This window comes from Micromonospora sp. RTP1Z1, assembly GCF_033804685.1.
Classification (GTDB): Bacteria; Actinomycetota; Actinomycetes; order Mycobacteriales; family Micromonosporaceae; genus Micromonospora.
In genome coordinates this window covers 54560-74455 of the sequence record NZ_JAPFQV010000029.1, presented here as the reverse complement: position 1 = coordinate 74455, position 19896 = coordinate 54560, and the positions used below count along the sequence as shown (strand labels likewise).

The 19896-nt window shown below is 70.4% G+C and carries 20 protein-coding genes and 2 pseudogenes; 10 read left to right on the top strand and 12 right to left on the bottom strand.

The genetic code is table 11. The features are described 5' to 3' along the window. Window positions 1-563 (top strand): annotated as a pseudogene (locus tag SLP03_RS16560) (IS701 family transposase); the annotation flags it as partial. Window positions 564-1152: 589 nt separating this feature from the next. Here SLP03_RS16560 and SLP03_RS16555 read toward each other — a convergent pair. The 4 genes from SLP03_RS16555 to SLP03_RS16545 all read right to left on the bottom strand — a co-directional run bounded on the left by SLP03_RS16555 (window position 1153) and on the right by SLP03_RS16545 (window position 4621). Further along, window positions 1153-2325 carry a hypothetical protein gene (locus SLP03_RS16555; protein ID WP_319461492.1) on the bottom strand — a complete coding sequence of 391 codons (1173 nt, stop codon included), beginning with the start codon at window positions 2323-2325 and terminating at the stop codon, window positions 1153-1155. A 196-nt stretch (window positions 2326-2521) separates the two neighbouring features. Further along, window positions 2522-2674: a DUF4287 domain-containing protein gene (locus SLP03_RS31660; RefSeq protein WP_413644535.1), complete on the bottom strand. Its 153-nt coding sequence runs from the start codon at window positions 2672-2674 to the stop codon at window positions 2522-2524. Window positions 2675-3065: 391 nt separating this feature from the next. Then, window positions 3066-3689, bottom strand: a complete 624-nt coding sequence (locus tag SLP03_RS16550) for a GNAT family N-acetyltransferase (protein WP_319461491.1) — start codon at window positions 3687-3689, stop codon at window positions 3066-3068. Beyond that, window positions 3686-4621, bottom strand: coding sequence for a sulfotransferase domain-containing protein (locus tag SLP03_RS16545; protein ID WP_319461490.1), 936 nt, complete (start codon window positions 4619-4621; stop codon window positions 3686-3688). Before SLP03_RS16545 ends, SLP03_RS16550 begins: the two co-directional genes overlap by 4 nt. Window positions 4622-4738: 117 nt before the next feature. Between SLP03_RS16545 and SLP03_RS16540 the strand changes: the two genes are divergently transcribed. Both SLP03_RS16540 and SLP03_RS16535 read left to right on the top strand, forming a co-directional pair. After that, window positions 4739-5050 carry a transposase gene (locus SLP03_RS16540; RefSeq protein WP_319461489.1) on the top strand — a complete coding sequence of 104 codons (312 nt, stop codon included), beginning with the start codon at window positions 4739-4741 and terminating at the stop codon, window positions 5048-5050. Beyond that, on the top strand, window positions 5047-5973 hold the full coding sequence (locus SLP03_RS16535) for an IS3 family transposase (RefSeq protein WP_319461488.1): 927 nt from the start codon (window positions 5047-5049) through the stop codon (window positions 5971-5973). The genes SLP03_RS16540 and SLP03_RS16535 overlap by 4 nt, the downstream gene beginning before the upstream one ends. A 545-nt stretch (window positions 5974-6518) precedes the next feature. On the opposite strand, the gene SLP03_RS16530 is transcribed toward SLP03_RS16535, so the two are convergent. Beyond that, window positions 6519-6974 (bottom strand): hypothetical protein, encoded by a 456-nt coding sequence (locus SLP03_RS16530; RefSeq protein ID WP_319461487.1) that lies wholly within the window; start codon window positions 6972-6974, stop codon window positions 6519-6521. 136 nt (window positions 6975-7110) lie between these two features. Between SLP03_RS16530 and SLP03_RS16525 the strand changes: the two genes are divergently transcribed. After that, the gene (locus tag SLP03_RS16525) at window positions 7111-7980 is read left to right on the top strand and encodes a carboxypeptidase-like regulatory domain-containing protein (protein ID WP_319461486.1); all 870 of its coding nucleotides are present in this window, start codon (window positions 7111-7113) and stop codon (window positions 7978-7980) included. Continuing rightward, complete coding sequence (locus tag SLP03_RS16520) at window positions 7950-8174, top strand: hypothetical protein (RefSeq protein WP_319461485.1); 225 nt, start codon at window positions 7950-7952, stop codon at window positions 8172-8174. The genes SLP03_RS16525 and SLP03_RS16520 overlap by 31 nt, the downstream gene beginning before the upstream one ends. A 72-nt stretch (window positions 8175-8246) precedes the next feature. Here SLP03_RS16520 and SLP03_RS16515 read toward each other — a convergent pair whose 3' ends face one another. After that, window positions 8247-8762, bottom strand: a complete 516-nt coding sequence (locus SLP03_RS16515; RefSeq protein ID WP_319461484.1) for an LURP-one-related/scramblase family protein — start codon at window positions 8760-8762, stop codon at window positions 8247-8249. Between the two features lie 293 nt (window positions 8763-9055). Here SLP03_RS16515 and SLP03_RS16510 point away from each other — a divergent pair, with 293 nt between their 5' ends. Both SLP03_RS16510 and SLP03_RS16505 read left to right on the top strand, forming a co-directional pair. After that, window positions 9056-10327 carry an alpha/beta hydrolase gene (locus tag SLP03_RS16510; RefSeq protein WP_319461483.1) on the top strand — a complete coding sequence of 424 codons (1272 nt, stop codon included), beginning with the start codon at window positions 9056-9058 and terminating at the stop codon, window positions 10325-10327. 122 nt (window positions 10328-10449) lie between these two features. Beyond that, a complete protein-coding gene (locus SLP03_RS16505) occupies window positions 10450-11244 on the top strand; it encodes an alpha/beta hydrolase (RefSeq protein ID WP_319461482.1) in 795 nt (264 codons plus the stop codon). Window positions 11245-11272: 28 nt separating this feature from the next. Here the strand turns inward: SLP03_RS16505 and SLP03_RS16500 are convergent, their stop codons facing one another. Together SLP03_RS16500 and SLP03_RS16495 are read right to left on the bottom strand one after the other, a co-directional pair. After that, window positions 11273-12103, bottom strand: coding sequence for an ABC transporter permease (locus tag SLP03_RS16500; protein ID WP_319461481.1), 831 nt, complete (start codon window positions 12101-12103; stop codon window positions 11273-11275). After that, a complete protein-coding gene (locus tag SLP03_RS16495; protein WP_319461480.1) occupies window positions 12100-13035 on the bottom strand; it encodes an ABC transporter ATP-binding protein in 936 nt (311 codons plus the stop codon). The genes SLP03_RS16500 and SLP03_RS16495 overlap by 4 nt, the downstream gene beginning before the upstream one ends. A gap of 195 nt (window positions 13036-13230) precedes the next feature. Here SLP03_RS16495 and SLP03_RS16490 point away from each other — a divergent pair, with 195 nt between their 5' ends. Together SLP03_RS16490 and SLP03_RS16485 are read left to right on the top strand one after the other, a co-directional pair. Next, on the top strand, window positions 13231-14046 hold the full coding sequence (locus SLP03_RS16490) for a hypothetical protein (RefSeq protein ID WP_319461479.1): 816 nt from the start codon (window positions 13231-13233) through the stop codon (window positions 14044-14046). Between the two features lie 94 nt (window positions 14047-14140). Beyond that, window positions 14141-14404 (top strand): annotated as a pseudogene (locus tag SLP03_RS16485) (RNase H family protein); the annotation flags it as partial. 457 nt (window positions 14405-14861) lie between these two features. Here the strand turns inward: SLP03_RS16485 and SLP03_RS16480 are convergent. The 4 genes from SLP03_RS16480 to SLP03_RS16465 are packed head-to-tail and all read right to left on the bottom strand — an operon-like array spanning window position 14862 to window position 18119. Further along, window positions 14862-15653 (bottom strand): hypothetical protein, encoded by a 792-nt coding sequence (locus tag SLP03_RS16480; protein ID WP_319461478.1) that lies wholly within the window; start codon window positions 15651-15653, stop codon window positions 14862-14864. Between the two features lie 10 nt (window positions 15654-15663). Next, a complete protein-coding gene (locus SLP03_RS16475; RefSeq protein ID WP_319461477.1) occupies window positions 15664-16182 on the bottom strand; it encodes a DNA cytosine methyltransferase in 519 nt (172 codons plus the stop codon). A 52-nt stretch (window positions 16183-16234) separates the two neighbouring features. After that, a complete protein-coding gene (locus SLP03_RS16470; protein WP_319461476.1) occupies window positions 16235-17215 on the bottom strand; it encodes a TRM11 family SAM-dependent methyltransferase in 981 nt (326 codons plus the stop codon). Beyond that, window positions 17208-18119 carry a hypothetical protein gene (locus SLP03_RS16465; RefSeq protein ID WP_319461475.1) on the bottom strand — a complete coding sequence of 304 codons (912 nt, stop codon included), beginning with the start codon at window positions 18117-18119 and terminating at the stop codon, window positions 17208-17210. The genes SLP03_RS16470 and SLP03_RS16465 overlap by 8 nt, the downstream gene beginning before the upstream one ends. A 732-nt stretch (window positions 18120-18851) precedes the next feature. Between SLP03_RS16465 and SLP03_RS16460 the strand changes: the two genes are divergently transcribed. After that, complete coding sequence (locus SLP03_RS16460; RefSeq protein ID WP_319461474.1) at window positions 18852-19715, top strand: hypothetical protein; 864 nt, start codon at window positions 18852-18854, stop codon at window positions 19713-19715. Window positions 19716-19896: the final 181 nt, after the last annotated feature.

The window sequence follows — 19896 nt, the reverse complement described above, 5'->3', positions numbered from 1 at the left end:
CGGGGTCGAAGGGGCAGCGGTGGTACGCGTGGGCGAGCATCGCCACCGCCAGCCCCCGCCATGTGCTGCTGGTACGGCGGCATCTGCGCACCGGTGACCTGGCGTTCCACTACTGCTACCTGCCCGACGGGCAACCCACGACCATGACCCGACTGATCCGCGCCGCGGGGCTGCGCTGGCCCGTCGAGGAAGACTTCGAGTTCGGCAAGGACCAGTTCGGCCTCGACCAGTGCCAAGCCCGCCTGCACACCGCGATCCGCCGGCACACCGTGCTGGTCATGGCAGCCCTCGCGGTCTGCGCCGTCGCCGCCGCCCAACTCCGCGACCACACCGACACCCAAGCCCCACCACCGGCCACCCCCGACCAGGCCCCACCACCAGACCCCGGCCTGATCCCCCTGACCGTCCCCGAAACACGACGACTCCTGGCCAGACTGCAGCATCAACCGACACCGCCCGACCACGCCCACCACTGGAGCACCTGGCGCCGCCGCCACCAAGCCCGCTCACGCTGGTTCCACCAACGCACCCGACTCAGCCGCGCATACGCCCTGGTCAACTAGCCATTGGCGGCTGCCGTACTAGGGTGTACCACGAGCACCTGCCGCCGGATGATCGGCGCAAACGAAGTCTCACGAGCGCTTTTCCCGGTGTCGCGCCGCCCGACACAGCGGGCATGAGCACGAACACGACCACGATGGCGATGAGCCTGGGCGGTGAGGAACTGCTTCCAGGTCGGCCGGGAGCGCCGCGGCGCCGGGGTCGACCCCGGCGTCGTAGAGGACCTTCCATACGGTGCTGGCGGCCACCCGGTAGCCAAGGCCGACGAGTTCACCCCGAATCCGGCGGTGTCCCCCAGGACCGAATCTCCGCGGCGAATCGCAGCACCAGGTTACGGGCCTGCTTGTCGACCGACGGCCGGGCCGGGCATGCGGGTAGGTCCAGTGCCGGGCGATCAGTTGCCGGTCGGATTATTCCGGGATCGTGATGCTGTGCACGGGGCGGCAGCTGTCCAAGGCCACGCCGGGCTACGAGTGGGAGCTTTTTTCCCCAGCCCCGGCAGCGTTCCACGGGGTCCATGCCCGGTAGAACGCTGCCCCTATGCGCCTGGCAGTGTGGGGGCGGCTCGGCGGCCCCCACACCGCGCATCATTCAGTCCTCGAAATGCACCTCCGGGTAGGTCGGGTCCGGTCCGTCGAGCAGCGGCGTCGGCGCGTTGCGGAGGAACCGGTCGAAGTAGGCCGTGAGGTAGGTCTGCTCGATCTGGACGGCCCGGTCACCGTCGATGGTGCCCGTCATCTCGGTCGGGAACATGCCGGCCAAATGCAGCGGTCCGCTGAGCGGTGCGATATCGGTGTAGGTCAGGTGCCCAGATCCGGTCACCTTGAGGTCGCGGTGCCAGCCACGCAGGTGGGACCAGAACGTCGCCCAGGTACCGTCATTTGACCTGTCATGGCCGGCACTGCTCATCAGCAGGAACGGGCGGGACAGCCCGGCGTCGACGACGGGGCCGTAGAGGGTGCCGTCCAGGTCGACGCCGGCAGCAATGCGCGGGTCGGTGCGCATCGTCGCGGCCGTGGTGGCGCCGCCCATCGAGTGGCCAAACATTCCCACCCGGTGCAGATTCATGGTTCCACGTAGGCGCCCGTCGAGCATGGACAGCTCGTTCAGTACGAAACTGGTGTCATCGGCTCGTACCGCGACGGCCGCCGCGTTGGTCTGGTCGCTGTCCGGTGGCAGATTGCGCAGCACCAGCCGGCCCCCGGGGAATTCCACCGCGTCGGCGTCGTAGGGGTGGTCGATGGCGACCACGACGAATCCCTGACTGGCCAGATCCTCCACCATCGTGGTGTACAGGCTACGGCTGCTGCCCGAGCCGGGCGAGAACAGCACGACCGGCCAGCCGCCCCGCGTCCGGCGCGGCGGCGCGTCCACGTGGGCACGGGTACGGATCGAACCGAGCGTCCCCGCCGGCAAACCACTGGCGTTCTCCTCGAACGCGGCCAACGCGGAAGTCATGTAGGGAGCCGGAGCGGATCGTTCGACGTCGGTGGCCGGATACCATAACTGGACCATCACCGACCGATCCTGCGGCGTCGGCGCGAACGGATCCGCGCGGTGGTGGTCGGTCAGTGCCCGAGTCAGCGTGCCCACGTCGTACCGGCCAGGCAGCGCCGGCAGCTCGACCCCGTCGGCATCCGACGCCGGTACGGTCGACACCGCACGCGACGAAGCCTGAACACTTGTCGAGACCAGCACGGCGGAAGTCAGCGCAACGGCGAGGGCCACGCCCGCGAGGCCGAGGCGTTTGGGGTTTCTCATCATTGGTTCATCACACCCGGTCGACCCCCCTGCCGTCGTCCGCCCGAATGCCGACCCGGCTGTACGGCTAAGGTCGTACGTTGACGAGCCAACCACCGCGGGAACTCGGGGTTGTCACCCAGGGTCTGGACCGGCCCGTCGCGCGCCGAAAAACTCAGGTCGATCGTCAGGGAAGCCTGACGACCGTTGAGTAAAAGTCCTATCTGGAGCCGACCGGGTGAGCGAGACAACGGGAGTCTTCAGGAAGCGCATGGCCGACCAGCGCGGTGGCGTGGCCGATCCCGTACTCGGACTTGAGCCAGTTCAACAGAACGCTGTGTCGCTCCAGTGGGCTGGACCGGACATCATCCATCATCTGCCGCGAGTCGCGCGCGGCCCCACATCAGGTGCAAGATTCGGGGTCAGCTCGCAAGCCGTTCCGAAGTGCCGTGCGCCCAAGCATCTTGCTGACCTATCGCACGACCAACCGACCCGACCACGCGAGCCCAAGTTCGCCAGCCAGAGGCTTGATGGCCGATCTTGGCGAATCGCAAGTCTCATGTGCATGGCCTGGGACCCGCAAGTGGATTGACCGCAACTGGGCTGGACCGTCGAGCGCCTACCCGTGTGCCTCTGATCAAGGTTCTGCTGGGCGTCCGTGACCTGTCGGACAAGCTCGGCGACAGTCCGTCTCGGAAGGCGGATCACGTACGGTGTCACGGTGGGCCAGGTCGGTCGGCGGCACCCTTGCCGATGACAGAAGCCTAGATATCGCTCCGACAGCCCGGGACGACTACGGGTCGTACGCCCTCTCCGGTGGAAGACATCCGCATGCGAGTTACGGCGAGCGCTGGCGGCTGGGTCTGATCCCCGGCCCCACGCAGGTGCAGGTGGCCGGGGGTGGGCCAGCGGCCACCCGGGGGCAGTTCCCGGTCAAAGCGGAAGCCGCCCCGGTCCGCCACCCGGCAGGAGGCCGGATTGGTGACGGCGTGGATGAGCCTCAGCCGGGCCAGCCCGAGCACACCGAACGCCCAGCCGCTAACCGCGTCGAGGGCTGTGGACGCAACCCGGCGGCCTCGGGCGGCGGGCAGGGTCCAGTAACCGACCTCGCCCTCGACCGGGGGGTGGTCGATGCGGAGCCGGACGTTGCCGAGCACCGCGCCGCTGGTCGGGTCGATCACCGCGAACGCGGCGGCCGCACCGCTGCGCCAGCCGTCGATCCGTTCGTCGATCCAGGCCGTCGCGGCGGACAGGTCGTCGACCGAGGAGAGCGAACGGATCCGGATTTCGGGATCGCGGTAGGCGGCGAGTACGACCGCAGCATCATCTCCGCGCCACGGCCGGAGCCGGAACGGTCCGGCGTCGAGGCAGACCGGCCGCAGCGTCATCGGGCGACTCCACCGCTCTCCACCCAGACGGCCAGGTCCGGCGGCGCCAGCGCGTGTAATCTTTCGCGGTAGTGCCTGAGGTCGTCGTCGGTGAGGATCCCACGCCATTGACCCGTAGACCCGGAACGGAAAAACTTCGCGTTGTCCATGAACAGTCCCAGTCCCTCATTGGGGGCAAGGACATCGGAATGGGTTCGCATCCGGCTTAGGGTGGCGGCGCCGACCAGATCGGACCAAACGTCATCGGGCGCCGTCAGATCGAGGCGCCGGGCTATCTCCCTCATCTGCGCGTCGAGGTCCTGGGTCAGATCATGGTAATGGACGAGGATGACGTCAGGATCGTGCCGACGACGCCAGGCGCTCTCCAGATGATGGATCGTGCCCCGCAGAGAGCCCAGCCGCTCCGTGGGATCAGTATCGTCATCGATCCATTGTAGGATGCGCTCCCGCTGGTGCTCGAGGCCACCCGGCGGCCCTCCGGGAAGGCTACGGGGTGGAGTCGCCTCGGTCTGCGCTCCCGAGTCCAGCAGCCGCTGAATGGCGGAATCGTTGAGGTTTGCCCCATGGTGGTCCATCGATACGGCCACGTCTCGCGCGTCGCGGCCCGCGACGATGTACGTGACACCCGGAGCAACAGGCAAGCCGTCCAACGGTGTGTGCGTTTTGATGAAGCGCCGGTGTGTTTGCGCGTCCAATGAGCTGCGGACCTGTTCGGTTGGCCGCAGTCTCATGTCCAGCCACGGTGACAGAGAGCTCAGCGGGGCAGGTAGCTCTGGTGACTGGAAGACCAACAGCGCACAGATCATCTGCAGCCACGTGGTACCGCACTTCGACGGCACGCTGATCACTATGTCGTCTGGCCTGAAGACAAAGCCGTTCCAGCGGCTACTGTCATTGATCCCTGCGCGGTAGTGGACCGGGTGCGTCGACACGGCGGAGAACGTAACAGTGGTTCCTCAGCGCCACCAACCGTTTTCGGAGGTCTGAGGTCCCCCCGGTTTCACGGAGTCTTCTGATCATGGTCTGATGGCCATGGGGAGGAGTCTTTCGTGGCAGCACGGAAGAAGTACCCCGATGAGCTGCGGCAACGTGCCGTTCGGCTGTATCGGGAGTCGGATCCGAAGCCGGTGATCAAGCGGCTGGCCGAGCAGTTGGGCGTGCATCCGGAGGCGTTGCGCAACTGGATCCGGCAGGACCAGGCCGACCGCGGTGAACGTGAGGACCGACCGACGAGCGAGATGGCCGAGGAGAACCGCAGGCTTCGCAAGGAAGTCGCGGAGCTGCGTCGGGCGAACGAGATCTTGAAGGCGGCGAGCGCGTATTTCGCAGCGGAGCTCGACCCGACCCGGCGACGGTCATGAGGTTCATCGACGAACACCGTGACCAGTTCGCGGTCGCGCTCCTGCTACGGGTCCTGAGCATCACCACCTCGACCTACTACGGCTGGCTGCGCCAGGCCACACTGCCCTGCGACCGGGACCTGGTCGACCGAGGCTTGCTGAGCAACATCTACGAGGTGTGGGAAAACTCGGGCCGCACCTACGGTGCCGACCGGGTCCACCAGCAGCTACGCCGCGACGGCATTCGCGTCGGTCGTAAGCGCGTCGAGCGGTTGATGGCCGGTCAGGGTTGGCGGGGCGCGTTCCTGCGCCGGGGCTGGCGCGGCGGCTCCACGCGGCAGGACCGTCGGGCCACGCCGGCGCCGGATCTGGTCAACCGGGACTTCACCGCATCCGCGCCGAACCGGTTGTGGGTCGCCGATGCCAGCCGCATCCCGACGGGTGAGGGCGTGTTCTGGGTCGCCGCCGTGCGGGACGCGTTCTCCAACCGGATCGTGGGCTGGAAGGCCGGCGACCGCTGCACCACCGAACTCATCCTCGGCGCCCTCGAATACGGCGTCTGGTCCCGCGACGTGCGTGACCAGGAGTTGATCCACCACAGCGACCGCGGGTCGAACTACACCTCGATCAAGTTCGCCGAACGCTTGTCGGACAACGGAATTCTGCCCTCGATGGGCTCGGTCGGCGACTCCTACGACAACGCGTTGATGGAGAACTTCTGGTCCACCCTGAAGATCGAACTCGTGTACCGGAACTCGTGGCGCACCCGCGACGAAGCCGAGAACGCGATCTTCGGCTACATCGACGGCTGGTACAACTCCCGCCGCATCCAGAAGGAACTCGGCTACCTCAGCCCCGACGAGTACGAGACCGCCTGGCACACCCACCAAACCAACCAACCCGCGACAGCTATCGTTCAGCCTGAGCCAACCGGCGCCAGGTAACCACCGCTCCGCGAAAGCGGGGGGACCTCAACGCTCATCATCGCGATGGTCGGCTGGGCCGCCGCCGCCCTCGCCGGCTACCTGGTGCCCCGTACGCCCACACCGGCCGTCCCGCTGGCCGCCGACCCGGTGCAGGAGGTGTGAACCCCATGGCCACACCGGACCAACAAACCAGTCGGTGCCGCGCCGACGCCGAGCCGTACGCCTCACCCTGCTGATCCTCATCATCGCAGGCCTGACAGCACTCGCCGCCAGCCTCCAACTCAGCGGCCGCCAACCTCGGTCTTCCGAACGCGCGACCTGACCGCTGGGGACGGAGCACCGACCCCGGTGCCGCTGATCCACCATTCGCGCGGTAGGCGCCTGAGCAAACCACGCAGCAACTGCAAATCGGCGAGCCACCCAACACAGCCCCGGGCACGTGCACCGACCGGGTCGCGTCACGGCGGCGGAGACGTCCATCCGCGACCGGCCCGGTCTGCCGCCCGCCCGACCCCGCCACGGACTCGTGCCGCGCCACATGCGTGGCAGGGGCGGCGCGCCGATCATCCGGTGGTTTCGAACAGCCCGGCGTAGTCGGTGCCGATGGCGCCGCGACACCGGCCGGTGTCCGGGTCCTGCAGCATCCACGGCTGGTACAGGCACCCGTCCAGCCAGCGGGCGAACCATTCCGTGATCGTGATGTGCTGCGGGAACAGCGGCGACACGCCCTCCGGGACCGGATTCGGATCGAACCCCCACACCTGCCCGTCCGCCAGATCGAGAATACTCAGGATGGCGCAGCCCCAGTCGCAGATGTGCAACGGCACCCGTGGCCCTTCAGCGGGAACCGGTTGGGGTGTGCGGTGTGCCTGCATTGCACGCAGTGCATTGCCGCCGTCGAGCGTGTGGCCGCCGCGCAGGCCGAGCAGCCCGTACCCGGGGCCGAAGCCGCCGTTGCCCACCTGCAGGTACAGCCGGCGCAGCAGTGGCGGCAACGCGATGCCGGAAAGCTTCTCCACCTCCCGCAACGCTGCCCCTGCCGAAAACCCCATCCGCCCTGGTGAAGACCGGTGCGTGGGTGTCGGAGACGTTGGCCCGGTCGCTGGGCGCTGAGCCCGGGCGTAGCTGGTGGTCGATGCGGCATGATGGGCTGCCGTGCTGCTGCGACTGGCGTACCTGGGCGTGACAAACGCGTTCGCGATGCTGCGACTGCTGACGATGAGCGACTGGGACAAGGACGTGGAGATCCTTGCCCTGCGCCATCAGATCACGGTGCTGGAGCGCCAGCTGGGCAAGGAGAAGGTGCGCTTCGACGCGAGTGATCGGGCGTTCCTGGCGGTCCTGCTGCACCGGCTGCCGCGCGACGTGCTGCGGCGGTTGCGGTTGCTAGTGCGCCCCGACACGGTGCTGCGCTGGCATCCGCGGTGTCACCGGCGAATCCGACCGAACGCCATCGTGGGCCGTTACCAGGCGCGTGCCATGCCGGTGGCCGACACCGACCCCGCCACGCCGTTGACCGACCAGGTTCGCCTGGTGCCGGGCACGTACGAGTTCATCGTCCGGGCGCCCGGGCACGGGCACGTCCGGGTCGGCCCGATCACCATCAAGGCCGGTCAGGTACGCGACCTGCCGGTGACGCTGCCCGTCAATCTCGCCTCCGCTGCCGCCGGGGCGGTCATCAGCGGCGACGGCGTGAACCTCGCCAAGCTCGCCGACGACGACGAGGCCACCAACTGGGCCTCGCTCGGCAGCCCGGTGGCCGGCCGGCAGGTGACCGTCGATCTCACCGGCGGCGCCCAGCAGGTACGCCGGGTGCAGGTCAGCGCGATGCTGCGACCGGCCATCTCCGGGGATCCGGACGCGGGGACCCAGAGCCGGTTCTCGGCGCTGCGGCAGTTCCGGGTCCTGGCCTGCACGGCCACCGGAACGGTCACCTGCTCGGACCCGGCGGACTTCCGCCCGGTCTACACCAGCCGGCAGACGCGTTCCCGTCGGTGGCGCCACGCCCCCGGGCGCCGGAGCTGATCATCCGGTCGTTCGACATTCCCCGCACCAAGGCCACGCACCTGCGCATCGAGGTGCTGACCAACCAGTGCACCGGTGCCCCTGCCTACGCCGGCGAGCAGGACGCCGACCCGAGGGCCGACACCAACTGCTCGACCGCCAGCAGCCAGGCGTCCAACGTGCGCATCGCCGAGTTCCAGGCGTTCGCCCAGTAGGTATCGCCGGACGCACGGGTGGGCGGGCCTGCCAGGCCCGCCCACCGCAACTGGAGTCTGACGCGCCGCCCGTCAGTCGCGCTCCTCGCGTTCCTTCTCCTCGCGCTCCTTCTCGGCACGCGACTGGGCCAGGTCCAGCGCCAGCACCGCGGCCAGGATCAGCAGGTGGTCCTCGTCCTCGACGATGTCCACCGCGTAGGTGTCCCGGATGGTGAACCAGCGCTTCGACACCGTCGCCACCTCGCGGCCGTCGCGGACCACCGTGTACTCGTGGTCCAGCAGGTCGCCGCGCATCTCCAGGTCGTGCGGCCCCGGGATGTCGATCGTGTATTTGTCCCGGAACGGGGTGAACAGGTTCTTCCGCACCTCAGCGGCCTTCTGGCCGCCGATGCTGATCGTGTACGTCCGGCGCAGCGCCACCAGTTGACGGTGCACCGCGGCGACCTCACGGCCGCTGGTGTCCTCGATGACCAGCCGGTCCCGCAGGCTCAGTACCTTGCCGTCGACGTGGAAGACCGGGTTGCCGGAGTCGTCGGTGATGTCGAAGTCGTCGCCGATGTCGAAGATTCGCTCGCGAATGAGATACATACGCCCATCCTCCGGCGTTCGACGCCGGTCGGCACGCGGGCGGCACCCCGGCCACGTCGACGCCGCGGCCGCGGTGCCGGTTCCGGCATCCGGGCCACGTCGTGCCGCCGCCCGGACAGACTGGGCTGATGCAGCAGTCGCCGCTGCCCCCGCTCGGCCCGGCCGTCCGACATCGGTCGATGCGCCGCCTCCGCCCGGTGGCGGGACGCTCCGCGCCGTCCAGCGGCCGGCCGACCATACCCACCCGCCGGCTTGGCGGGGCTCGACGCTGGGCTGCGGCATCGTTCGCGGCCGTGGCCTCAGTGATCACCGCCCTGCTGGCCGGCTCGGGTCGGCTCGACGGGGTTCCGTTGCTGAATCCCGCCCTCGGCGACACTGTCGAGACCGCCGCCGTGCTGGCCCTGATCGCTGCGTGGCTCTTCCGGCGTCGGCCGGCCCGACCTCTGGCGGCCGTCCTGGCGGCCGCCGCCCTGCTGACCGGGATGGTCGTCGGCGCGCTGCGGTTGACCGGCCTGGTCGTCGACCCGTACCCGGCGTCCTTCGCGCTGTGGGTGGGCCTGGGGCTGGCCGCCCTGCTCGGCGCGCCGGTCGTGCTGGCCCGGCCGGGGATGCCGCGGCGAGTGGCGGCGGTCGCCGCGGTACCGCTCACGCTTGCCGGGGCGCTGCTGCTCATGAACGACGAATACGGCGGCTGGCCCACCGTCGGGGACCTGCTCGGGCACAACAGCGCGCGGGGCGGTTCGGCGCTGCGCCTTCCGCCGGGTTCCGGCGTACCGGGGCGTGGTGTTCTGGTGGCGGTGAACCCGCCGGCCGGCAGATCCCACTTCGCGCACCGACCAGGCAGCGTCTATCTCCCGCCGGCGTTCTTCACGGCGGCCCGGGCCCAGCTACCGGTGATCATCATGCTGGCGGGAACCCCGGGGTCACCCAGCCAGTGGCCGACCGCCGGGCGGGCGGTCGCCACCGCGGACGCCTTCGCCGCGGCGCACTCAGGCAAGGCGCCCATACTGCTGTTCGTGGACAACAACGGCTCGGTCACTGGTGACACCGAGTGCGTCGACGGCCCGCGCGGCAACGCCGAGACGTATTTGACCGTCGACGTGCCGGCGTTCGTGACCAGGACCCTGAAGGTACAGCGCAGTCCGGACCGCTGGGCGGTCGCCGGATTCTCGGAGGGCGGCACCTGCGCTCTCGACCTCACCCTGGCCCATCCGCTCACGTTCCGGCACCTCGTCGACCTCGCCGGCGACGCCGCCCCGACCATGGGGGACGCCGCGCACACCCGGTCGACCCTGTTCGGCGGGTCGGCGGCCGCCATGCGTGAGCACGACCCCCGGCGACTGTTCGCCCGGCTGCACGAAACGGACATGACGGCCTGGTTCGCGGCGGCCGACAGCGACGAGGACCGGGTCGGGATCGCCCGGGACATGGCCGCCGCCGGGGCCAGGGCGGGCCTGACCGTGCACCAGTTCGCCGGATCGGGCGGGCACAACTGGCAGTTCGCCAGCACAGCGTTCAGCCAGGTCTTCCCGGGCCTGTGCGCCGACCTCGGGCTTCACTCGTGAGGCCCGGCGCACCGGGACGGTACCGGCCGACGCGACGGTGGGTGACCGCGTCCCTCGCCGCCGCATTGCTCAGCGGTCTCTTGGCGGCCGTTCTGGTGGTGTCGGACGCCTGGACTTCCCGCATGGCGTCCTCGGAACCACGAGGGCCGGGTCAGACCTGTGCCCCCGGCTGGGACCGGATGGTCACCCTCGACGACCCCACCGCCGACGACGGGCACCGGCAGCAGTGGATCCACCACCCGGCCGGTCCTGACGCCGTCGGGATCCCCGTGCTGTACCTGCTGCACGGCCTTCCCGGCAACCCCCGGTCCCTGATCGGGGACATGGCGCCGAAGCTCGACCGGGAGATGTGCCGCACCGGTCTGCCGTTCGTCGTAGCCGTACCGGACGGGCAGGAAGGCGACCTGGACACCGAGTGGGGCGACGACGCCGCGGGCCGGTTCGACCTGGAGACCTTCGTGACCGGTCCGGTGATCGACGCTACCGAAGGCGGGGCCCGGCGCGCCGCCGACCTGCGCGCGATCGGCGGCGTGTCGATGGGCGGCTACGGCGCCACGGTCCTGGCGTTACGGCACCCTGACCTGTACGCCCAGGTCGCGTCGTTCGGCGGGTACTACCACCCCGACGACCGCGACGGCGTCTTCGCTGCCGACGCCGCGGCGCACGCCCCTGACCAGATCGTCTCCGCCGCGAACGGCAAGCAGCGCTTCTTCCTGGCCGAGGGCGAACGGGAGGACACGCCGTTACAGGACGGCTCCATCCGGGGCGAGGCTGACCGGTTCGCCGCGATTCTCACCCAGCGGTCGGTGACGGTCTCGGTGGTGCATCCGCCCGGCGGCCATGACGACAGCACGTGGGATCCGGCCATCCCCCCGTGCGTGGACTTCCTCGGCTCCGGCTGGCGGGCCGGCCAGTAGGCCGGTCCGCCAGCCGGGCCACGCTCAGCTACGCGTCACGCGTGCGGAACAGGACGGCCGCCACGATGAGCAGCAGCGCTGTCCAGCCGGCGAAAACGCCAAGGCCCTGCCACGGGCCTAGCAGGTCGTCCGGGGCCCGCTGCGGTTGCAGGATGAGTTGACCGGCGTTGGTCGGCATCCACGCGTTGATGTGATGACCCCAGCTGTCCGGCAGCAGCCCGGTCAGGTTCGACACGATCAGGACCAGCCCGAGCACCGCGGTGATGGCGCCCGCGGTGTGCCGCAGGATCGCGCCGAAGGCCAGGGAGAACAGGCCGAGCACGGCGAGGTAGAGTCCGGCGCCGATCACCGACCGGGTGACGCCCGGGTCGCCGAGGTGGACCGGGATGTGCGCGGCGATGAGCTGACGGCCGATGAAGAAAGCGGCGAAGCTGAGCAGTTCGCCGACGACGAGCATGAGGATCGCGAACACCGCGATCTTCGCGGTCAGCACCGTCAGCCGTCGCGGCTGTGCCTGCAGGGTGGACCGGATCATGCCCGTGGTGTATTCGGCGGAGATCACCATGACCCCGAGCACGGCGACCACCAGCTGACTGACGAACACCGGCCGGGCCAGGATGATCTCCAGCGGGTGGCGGAGCAGGTCGGCCTGCTCGCGGGGCTCAAACCGTCCCCACCGGTGCATGGTCGCCCAGGCGATCAGCGACATCAGGCCGATGGAGATCCCGGCCATGGCCACCAGCGACCAGATCGTGGAGCGGACGGTGCGGATCTTGGTCCACTCGGAGCGCAACGCCCCGCCGAGCCCGGCCTTGCGGGTCGCGGGCGGCAGTGCCACGGGCAGCGTCAGCGCGGTCATGCTCGGTTCTCCTCCTTGTCGGCACCCCGGACGGCGGCGTGGTACTCCACGCTGTCCCGGGTGAGTTCCATGAACGCCTGCTCCAGCGACGCCTGCAGTGGCGACAGTTCGTGCAGTCGTACGCCGTTGTCGAAGGCCAGGTCGCCGATCCGGTCCAGGGCCAGTTCGGTGACCAGCAGGCGTCCCTCGCCGTCCGTGGCGGCCTTCCCGCCTGCGCCCACGACCAGTTCGGCCAGCCGCGTGGCGTCCGGGGTCCGCACCCGGACCGCCAGCTCGGAGTTCTGGTCGATGAACTCCTGGACCGTGCAGTCCGCGATCATGCGACCGCGACCGATGACCAGCAGGTGGTCGGCGGTGCTTTCCATCTCCGACATGAGGTGGCTGGAGACGAAGACGGTCCGGCCCTCGGCGGCCAGCATCTTCATCAGGTTCCTGATCCAGAGGATGCCTTCGGGGTCCAGCCCGTTGACCGGCTCGTCGAAGATCAGGATCTTCGGGTCACCGAGCAGCGCGCTCGCGATGCCGAGCCGCTGTCCCATCCCGAGCGAGAACCCCCTGGCCCGCTTCCGGGCCACCTCGGTGAGGCCGACCAGCTCCAGGACCTCGTCGACGCGACGTTTCGGCAGGTTGTTGCTCTGCGCCAGGCAGAGCAGGTGGTTGTACGCGCTGCGCCCGCCGTGGATGGCCTTGGCGTCCAACAGGGCGCCGACCTCCCGCATCGGGTTGTCCAGTCGGCCGAACGGCTGCCCATTGACGGTCACTCGGCCGGCGCTCGGGGTGTCCAGACCGAGGATCATCCGCATGGTCGTGGACTTACCGGCTCCGTTGGGACCGAGGAACCCGGTCACCTGCCCGGGCCGCACGGTGAACGAGAGCTGGTCGACCGCCAGCCGGTCGCCGTATCTCTTCGTGAGGCCGACAGCCTCGATCATGGGGCATCCTCTCGGATCTTCGGTCGCGCGACGTACGGCGCTAACCTGCAGAAAGTCGCACCGCCTGGTGCATCCGCCCCGCACTCTACGGTCCCCAACCTGAGAGGTTGCTTAGCCACGATCTCGACGCCCGGCACGCCGTCGCGCGGCCCCGATTGGCAGGCAATTCCAAGATCCATCGGTCATCATGCCGCCATGACGACAGGAGAACTTCAGCGCAGCGGCCCCGCCGGCCGCGCCCAGCAGGTTATGAGCAAGGTGCCGGAGGTGACGGTCTACTTCTGGATCACCAAGGTGCTGACCACCGGGATGGGCGAGACGGCGTCCGACTTCCTGACCCACCGGCTCGACCCGGTGATCGCCGTCGGTCTCGGCGGCGTGGGCCTGGTGGTGTCCCTCGCGCTGCAGCTCGCCGTACGCCGGTACGTCGCCTGGATCTACTGGCTCGCCGTGGTCATGGTCAGCGTCTTCGGCACGATGGCCGCCGACGTGCTGCACGTCGGGATGGGCATCCCCTATCTGGTGTCGACCGCGGTGTTCCTGGTCGCGCTGGTCGTCATCTTCGCGACGTGGTACGCCACCGAGCGGACCCTGTCGATCCACAGCATCCACACCCGGCGCCGGGAGCTGTTTTACTGGGCGACCGTGCTGACGACGTTCGCGCTCGGCACCGCCGCCGGTGACATGACCGCGTCGACCATGGGACTGGGCTATCTCGGCTCCGGGATCATGTTCGCCGTGATCTTCGCCGTACCGGCCGTGGCGCACCGGTGGTTCGGCCTGAACGCCATCGTCGCCTTCTGGTTCGCCTACATCGTGACCCGACCGTTGGGCGCCTCCCTCGCCGACTGGATGGCGGCCCCGCCCACCCGGGGCGGCCTGGACTGGGGCTTCGGGCCGGTCACCATCGGCTGGACGGTGGCCATCATCGGATTCGTCGGCTATCTGTCGGCGACCCGCGCCGACGTCGAGCAGGCGGAACCGTCGCGTCCGGTCACCCGCCAGGCGTGAACGGCGGCTCCGGCCGGCGTGAACCGCGGCTCCGGCCGGTCGACGCCCCGACGGCGGGCTCGATCGGCCGGAGCCGGTGCTCTAAGTTGCCCGTGTGACGGAGCAGGGGACGACCGGGCAGGTTGTGGAGATCTTCACCGACGGGGCGTGCAGCGGGAACCCGGGACCGGGTGGCTGGGGCGCGGTGCTGCGGTACGGCAGCCGGGAGAAGGAGATCTACGGCGGCGAGGCCACCCCCACCACCAACAACCGGATGGAGCTGATGGCCGCCATCCGTGCGTTGGAGAGCCTCACCCGGCCCGTCGTGGTGCAGCTCTGGACCGACAGCACGTACGTCCGCGATGGCATCACCCGCTGGCCGGGGGTGGGCGCGGGTGTCTGCGGGCGGCGCGCCGACCGGTTGGCGGTTGCGCGGCGCCGGTGATGGATGGCGGCGAGATCGACTGCGGAGAACCTCAGGTGCTTGCCAAGGAAGGTGCAGGGGTTTTGTCGGCGGCCGGCGCGGCGGCGCAGCCATGACTCGCGGGCCCGAAGCAGCCTCGCCGCTTCCGAGGGGGTGTAGAGCATCGGGTTTTGGCGGTCCTCACGGCCGGTGTGGTTCGCGGGCTGTGCTGGCGGGGCGCCGGGTGAAGGGGATCGACGGTGGGACCGTCGCGGGTTGGAGGGCAACATGAACTCCTTGGGGCTGAAGGCGGCGCGGTGGCCGTAGTGCACGAAGGAATTGATCAGCTCGGTGCGTGCGGGGTCCCGCTGTCGTGCGGGACCCCGCAGGCAGCTGGGCGTGAGGGGGCAGCGGCCTCTCCTGGCCGTGCAGGTCAGGTGTGACCGTGCGGATAGAGCAGGATGCGTAGTGCGGCGGCGGCTTGGGCGGGGACGACGCCGTTGCCCAGCACGCGCAGGGCCGCGGTGCGCGGCAGTCCGAGGGCGGGCTCGGTGACCCACGACTGCGGAAGGCCCATGAGCCATTCCACGAACGGTGGTGCGAGGACCGGCTTGCCGTGTCGGCCGGTCTGGGTCGGGTACGGAGCGGGCCGGCCGATGAGCAGCTCCCAGCGGGCGACGGCAGCCGCGTAGCCGCCCCACCGGGCTTCGTCGGGCCGTCCGAGTCCGTCTGGGAGCTTGGCGATCGTGGTGCGCAGGTCGTTGCCGCCGTCGCCGTGCCGGCCCGGTCCGCGCCCGTCGGAGGCGCGGGGGGTGGGCAAGGTGCGGGCGGGGACCCGCACCGCCGCCGACGGCAGGGTCAGGTCCCCGTGTGAGCCCCGCTGCCCGGGGCAACCCTTCTCCCCGTCGGTGGCGCGCGGGGTGGGAAGCAGGACCTGCGACAGCGGCGGCCGGAAGCCCCTGCCGGCCCGCCTGCCCGGCGTGCCGGTGTCACTGGCGCGCGGCGTCGGCAGGAGCCGGGCAGCGTCGGTCAGGGTGCGGCCGGCGTGCCCGAGCAGGGGTGTGAGGCGTCCGGCGGTGGCGTTGGCCGACGAGCGGCTGTCGGCGACCGTCGGCGTGGGCAGTAGGCCATGCCGGGTGCCGCCGGGCTCGACGAGGTCGGGCAGCCCGTACTGGTGGCCGGGCCCTTTGCCGTCACGGGCGCACGGCGTCGGCAACGTCCGCACCCGTCGCGAGTCACTCGCGGGGAGTGGCCAGCAGGAACAGCCGGTCGCGTCGGTGGGCGGCGCCGATGTCGGATGCGCGTAGGCAAAGCCAGCCCGTGTCGTACCCGATCGCGGCCAGATCACCTTCGACGGCGTCGAGTCCCCGCCGGAGGAGCGCGGCAACGTTTTCCACGAAGACGAGCTGCGGTCGAAGTACGCGAACAGCGTCGGCGACGCAGGTCCAGAGACTCGAGTGCTCCCCGCCGATGCCCGCGCGCTTGCCGGCGTTGGAGATGTCCTGGCAGGGGAAGCCTGCGGTGAGGACATCGACCGCCTCGACCGTGGTCCAGTCGACGGCACGGATGTCGCCGAGGTTGGGCACGCCGGGCCAGTGGTGGGCCAGGACGGTGCGGGCGTGCCGGTCGGTTTCGGCGTACCAGGCGAGCCGGCCGCCGAGCACCAGCTCGATGGCCAGGTCGAGTCCGCCGTATCCGGTGCACAACGATCCGATGCGCGGTCCGGGTGCCAGCCCGCGGCGGTGGTCACTCACGCCACCCCCGAACCTGCACCAAGCCCGGCCCCGAGGCCGTGCGGAAGGTCTGTCATCCGCGGTCCTCCTCCTGATCGGAGGCGGCCTCCGGCTTGCGAAGGACCAGCACGTCCTCATGCGTGATCAGGTGCAGTGGGGTGCCAGCGACGCGGGCCTTGCGGACGGCCTGGAGCTGGAAGAACGACGGGCGGGCTACGAGGTGCCCGTCGCGGACGGCCGCCAGGAGGGCGACGCACCGCTCGGTCGACATCAGGCCGACGCGGACGCCGGCGGCGATGACGGCGGAGGGCAGGTCGACGAGTTGGCCGTTCTTGCGCCACGGTCGGGCGGTGACCACGACGGTGCCGCCCGGGCGGAGCAGGGTCGTGCAGCCGCGCAGGATCTGTTCGAACCCGTCGGTGAGGCCGGTGAGGTCGCGGTAGGCGAGGTTCCCGCGGTCGGTGCCGTCGTTGTAGGCGTTGTCGAATTTCGCCACCCCGTCGGCGCCGGGCCGGACGAGGCCGTGGACGGTTGGCCCGTACGGCGGTGAGGTGACCACGAGGGCGACCTGCCCGGTGAGGGCGGCCGGCAGCAGGGACCGCAGCCGGGTGGCGTCGCCGCGGACCACGGAGGCCCGGCCGGTGGCGCCCTGGTCGTGGGCGTGGGTGATGTTGGCGTCGGCGATGTCGGACCAGCGGGATTCGTATTCCACGCCGATGGCGTCGCGGCCGGCGTGGACGGCCTCGACGAGGGTGGTGCCGATCCCGCACATCGGGTCGAGGACGAGGTCGCCGGGCTGGGTGTAGGCGTGCATGGCGTGCGCGGCGATCGCTGGGAGCATCCGGGCGGGGTGCTTGACCGACTCGGCCACGTACCGGCCGCGACGCTGCACCGGGCCGGTGCGCTGGGCGGTCGCCCACACCGACAGGCTCTCCGACCCGCCCGGCGCAGGGTGGCGTGCGTCGTCGCGGTGGCGGCCCTCGTCGCGGTCCCGGCCGCCGCCGTTGTCAGGCCGGGCCGCCTCGCCCGGTCCGTGGGTGCGATGTTCAGCCATGACGGTCACCGCTCTCCCGCCGCCGTCCCTGCCGTGGTGCGGTGGCCGGTGGTGTGGCCTGGCTGAACACGAGCAGGTCGGCGTGCACCCGTAGGTGCGCCACCGCCCGCTGCTGCTCGCTGGCCTGCTGGGCGAGGGTGAGCAGTTCCTCGTCGGTGACGTGGTAGACGAACGTGTCACCTGAGGTGTCGGCGGCGACGGCGACGATGTGTTGCAGGTAGCCCAGGCCGACCGCTGCGGCGGCGGTGGCTACCGGGGTGAAGTCCTCTGGCCCGACCGTGTTGGCGGGGACGGTGACGACGAGGACGAGGCAGCCGCCGGGGCGCAGCAGCCGGACGCATGCGGTCAGCAGCCACGCCAGCCGGATCCGGTTGGTCGCGTCGGCGGCGTCGAGGGGCCAGCAGGCCACGACCAGGCTGGTGGCCTCCTGCAGCGGAACGCTGTCGGGCACCGGGACAGCCGGATCGGTCGACGGGGGCAGGTCGGGGTCGGTGAGGTCGTCACCGAACCAGGCGCCCACGTCCGGCAGGTCGCCGTCGTCGAGCCCGACAGTGGGGTTGTCGTCGTGGGCCGGCGGGGTGGCGAGTCCGATGATCAGGCTGGACGCGTCGGTAAACCAGCCGGGGTGGTGCCGGCGTCCGCCGGCCCCGCACGCGCCGGTCAGGGCGTGGTCGCGGGTCAGGTCGACCACCGCGTCGCCGGGCCGGCTGTAGGCGGCGACGAGCCGGTAGGCCAGTCGGGCGCCGATGCTGCGGCCGGTGTCGGCGTCGCCGCGGGCGGTGCGCCACACGGTGACCGGGACCGGCGGGTCGCCGACGACCAGGTCGATCAGGGTCGGGTCAGCGCCGGGCGGGTCGACGGGATGGACAGGGTCGTGGTGGTGCTGCGGCGTGTGCTCGCTCATGTGGTGTCGGCTCCGCGCCGCGCATGCAGTGCGCTGACACCCTCAAACCGGTGTTTGTGTGCCCTGGCGAACGCCTGCCGTTCTCACCGCCACTCACAGCCGCTCACAACGATCTACAGGTGCCGCTCACAGCAGCTGCCCGCCTGGGTTCCGTCGGCGACCGTCGCTCAGGGGCGGGTCGGCCGCCGGCCGAGCCTTGGCGGGTTTGCCGCTGGGTCAGCGAGGCGCTGAAGGGCTGTCGGCGGATGTGCAGCGCGGGTGACATGGCATCCGGTCGCGACATCGGCGGCGTTGTCATGACACCGGGCCGCCGGCGGGGTGTGACGTGGCCGCCGGCGCTGGCTCCGGCGTTCCTGACACCGCGCACGCGTCGATGTCAGCCGCCACCGCGAGCGTGAGAGTGGCTGTGAGTGTCACCGCCGGCCGGTGTCATCGCCGCGCCGCCGCTCGCTCGAGGGTCACCGGCACGCCGTCCGACAGCGATGACATGGCCTCCACGAGAGTGCCGCAGCCCAGGCCAGCGGCATTGTCACCCGCCGCTGTCAACGACGGCAGCCGATGCCAAAGATCGAGTGTCAGGTGCGGTGGCGTGGCGGCCGCGGTGGTGCCGGACCTGTCCTGGCCTGCGCTGTGAGGGTCGTGTGTGCCGGCCGTGGCGTAATCGGGTCCCGGCGCCACCGCGACACGACGGCGGTGTCAGTCGACGATTCTTTCTGACATTGGAGTGGTGACATGAGTGTGTCCGACATGGACTGGCCCGCCTCGCCCCTGGACGCCGCTGACGCCGCGTTCGTGGCGCTGACGAGTGACCCGGCGCCCCTGTCCATCGACCTTGACATGTTCGACCCGGACGACGGCCTGCCGTCGGGTGTGACGGCCCTGCCGGCAGTGCGGGACTGGCTGCTGCGGCATCCGCGCGCCTACACGGCGCGGGACATGTTGTGGCGGGAGTTGATCCGCCGTGCCCGTATGTGCGGGCCGCAGTGGGTGATCGCCGCGGTCGGGATGGCGATGCCAGCGCTGCGCCGCTACGCCGGGCAGCTGTGCGCCGGCTACGGCGGCGACCCGGACGACATCGACGCGGAGATCCTGACGGGATTCCTGGCGGCGCTGCGCGACCACGTGGACGTGGCCCGGCCGGCGCCGTACGCGGCGTTGTGCCGGGTCGGATGGCGGGCCGGTCAAGAGCTGCGCAGGCAGGCCAGCGAGTTCACGCCGTTGGAGGACGTGGACCACGTCACGGGGCCGCGCACCCCTAAGGTGCCGTACGGCCATCCGGACGTGCTGGTGCGCCGCGCGGTGGGCCTGGGGATCCTCGACCCCGTCGACGAGGAGCCCTACATCGACGTGCGGTTGGGGCGGCGGGCGGTCGAGCCGATCGCCGCTCGGCTCGGCATTACCGCGGACGCCCTGCGGATGCGGCTACGCCGCATCGACACCCGCATCGCCGACGCCTTGGCCCGCGGGCTGCTCACCGGAGTGTCGGCCCTGCAGCCCGCTGACGAGCGGGAAGCCCAAGCGCAACGCCGGGCCGCGCTGCGCCGGGCCTGCGAACGCCGCGCCCTCGCCCAAGTGGCGACGGTGCAAGCCGCGTAGACTGCAGCCCCCAGTTCCCATAGAAGACCGGCGACGAACCGAACAACCACGCGCGCCCTCACCGATGACCATGGCGAGGGCGCCGCAGCACGTTACCGGGTACGTCCGCTCCCCCGTGGGTTGACGACATCGGTGACCTGCCGCCGGTCTGGGCTGAGCCGGCCGGACCGCGGATACGGCT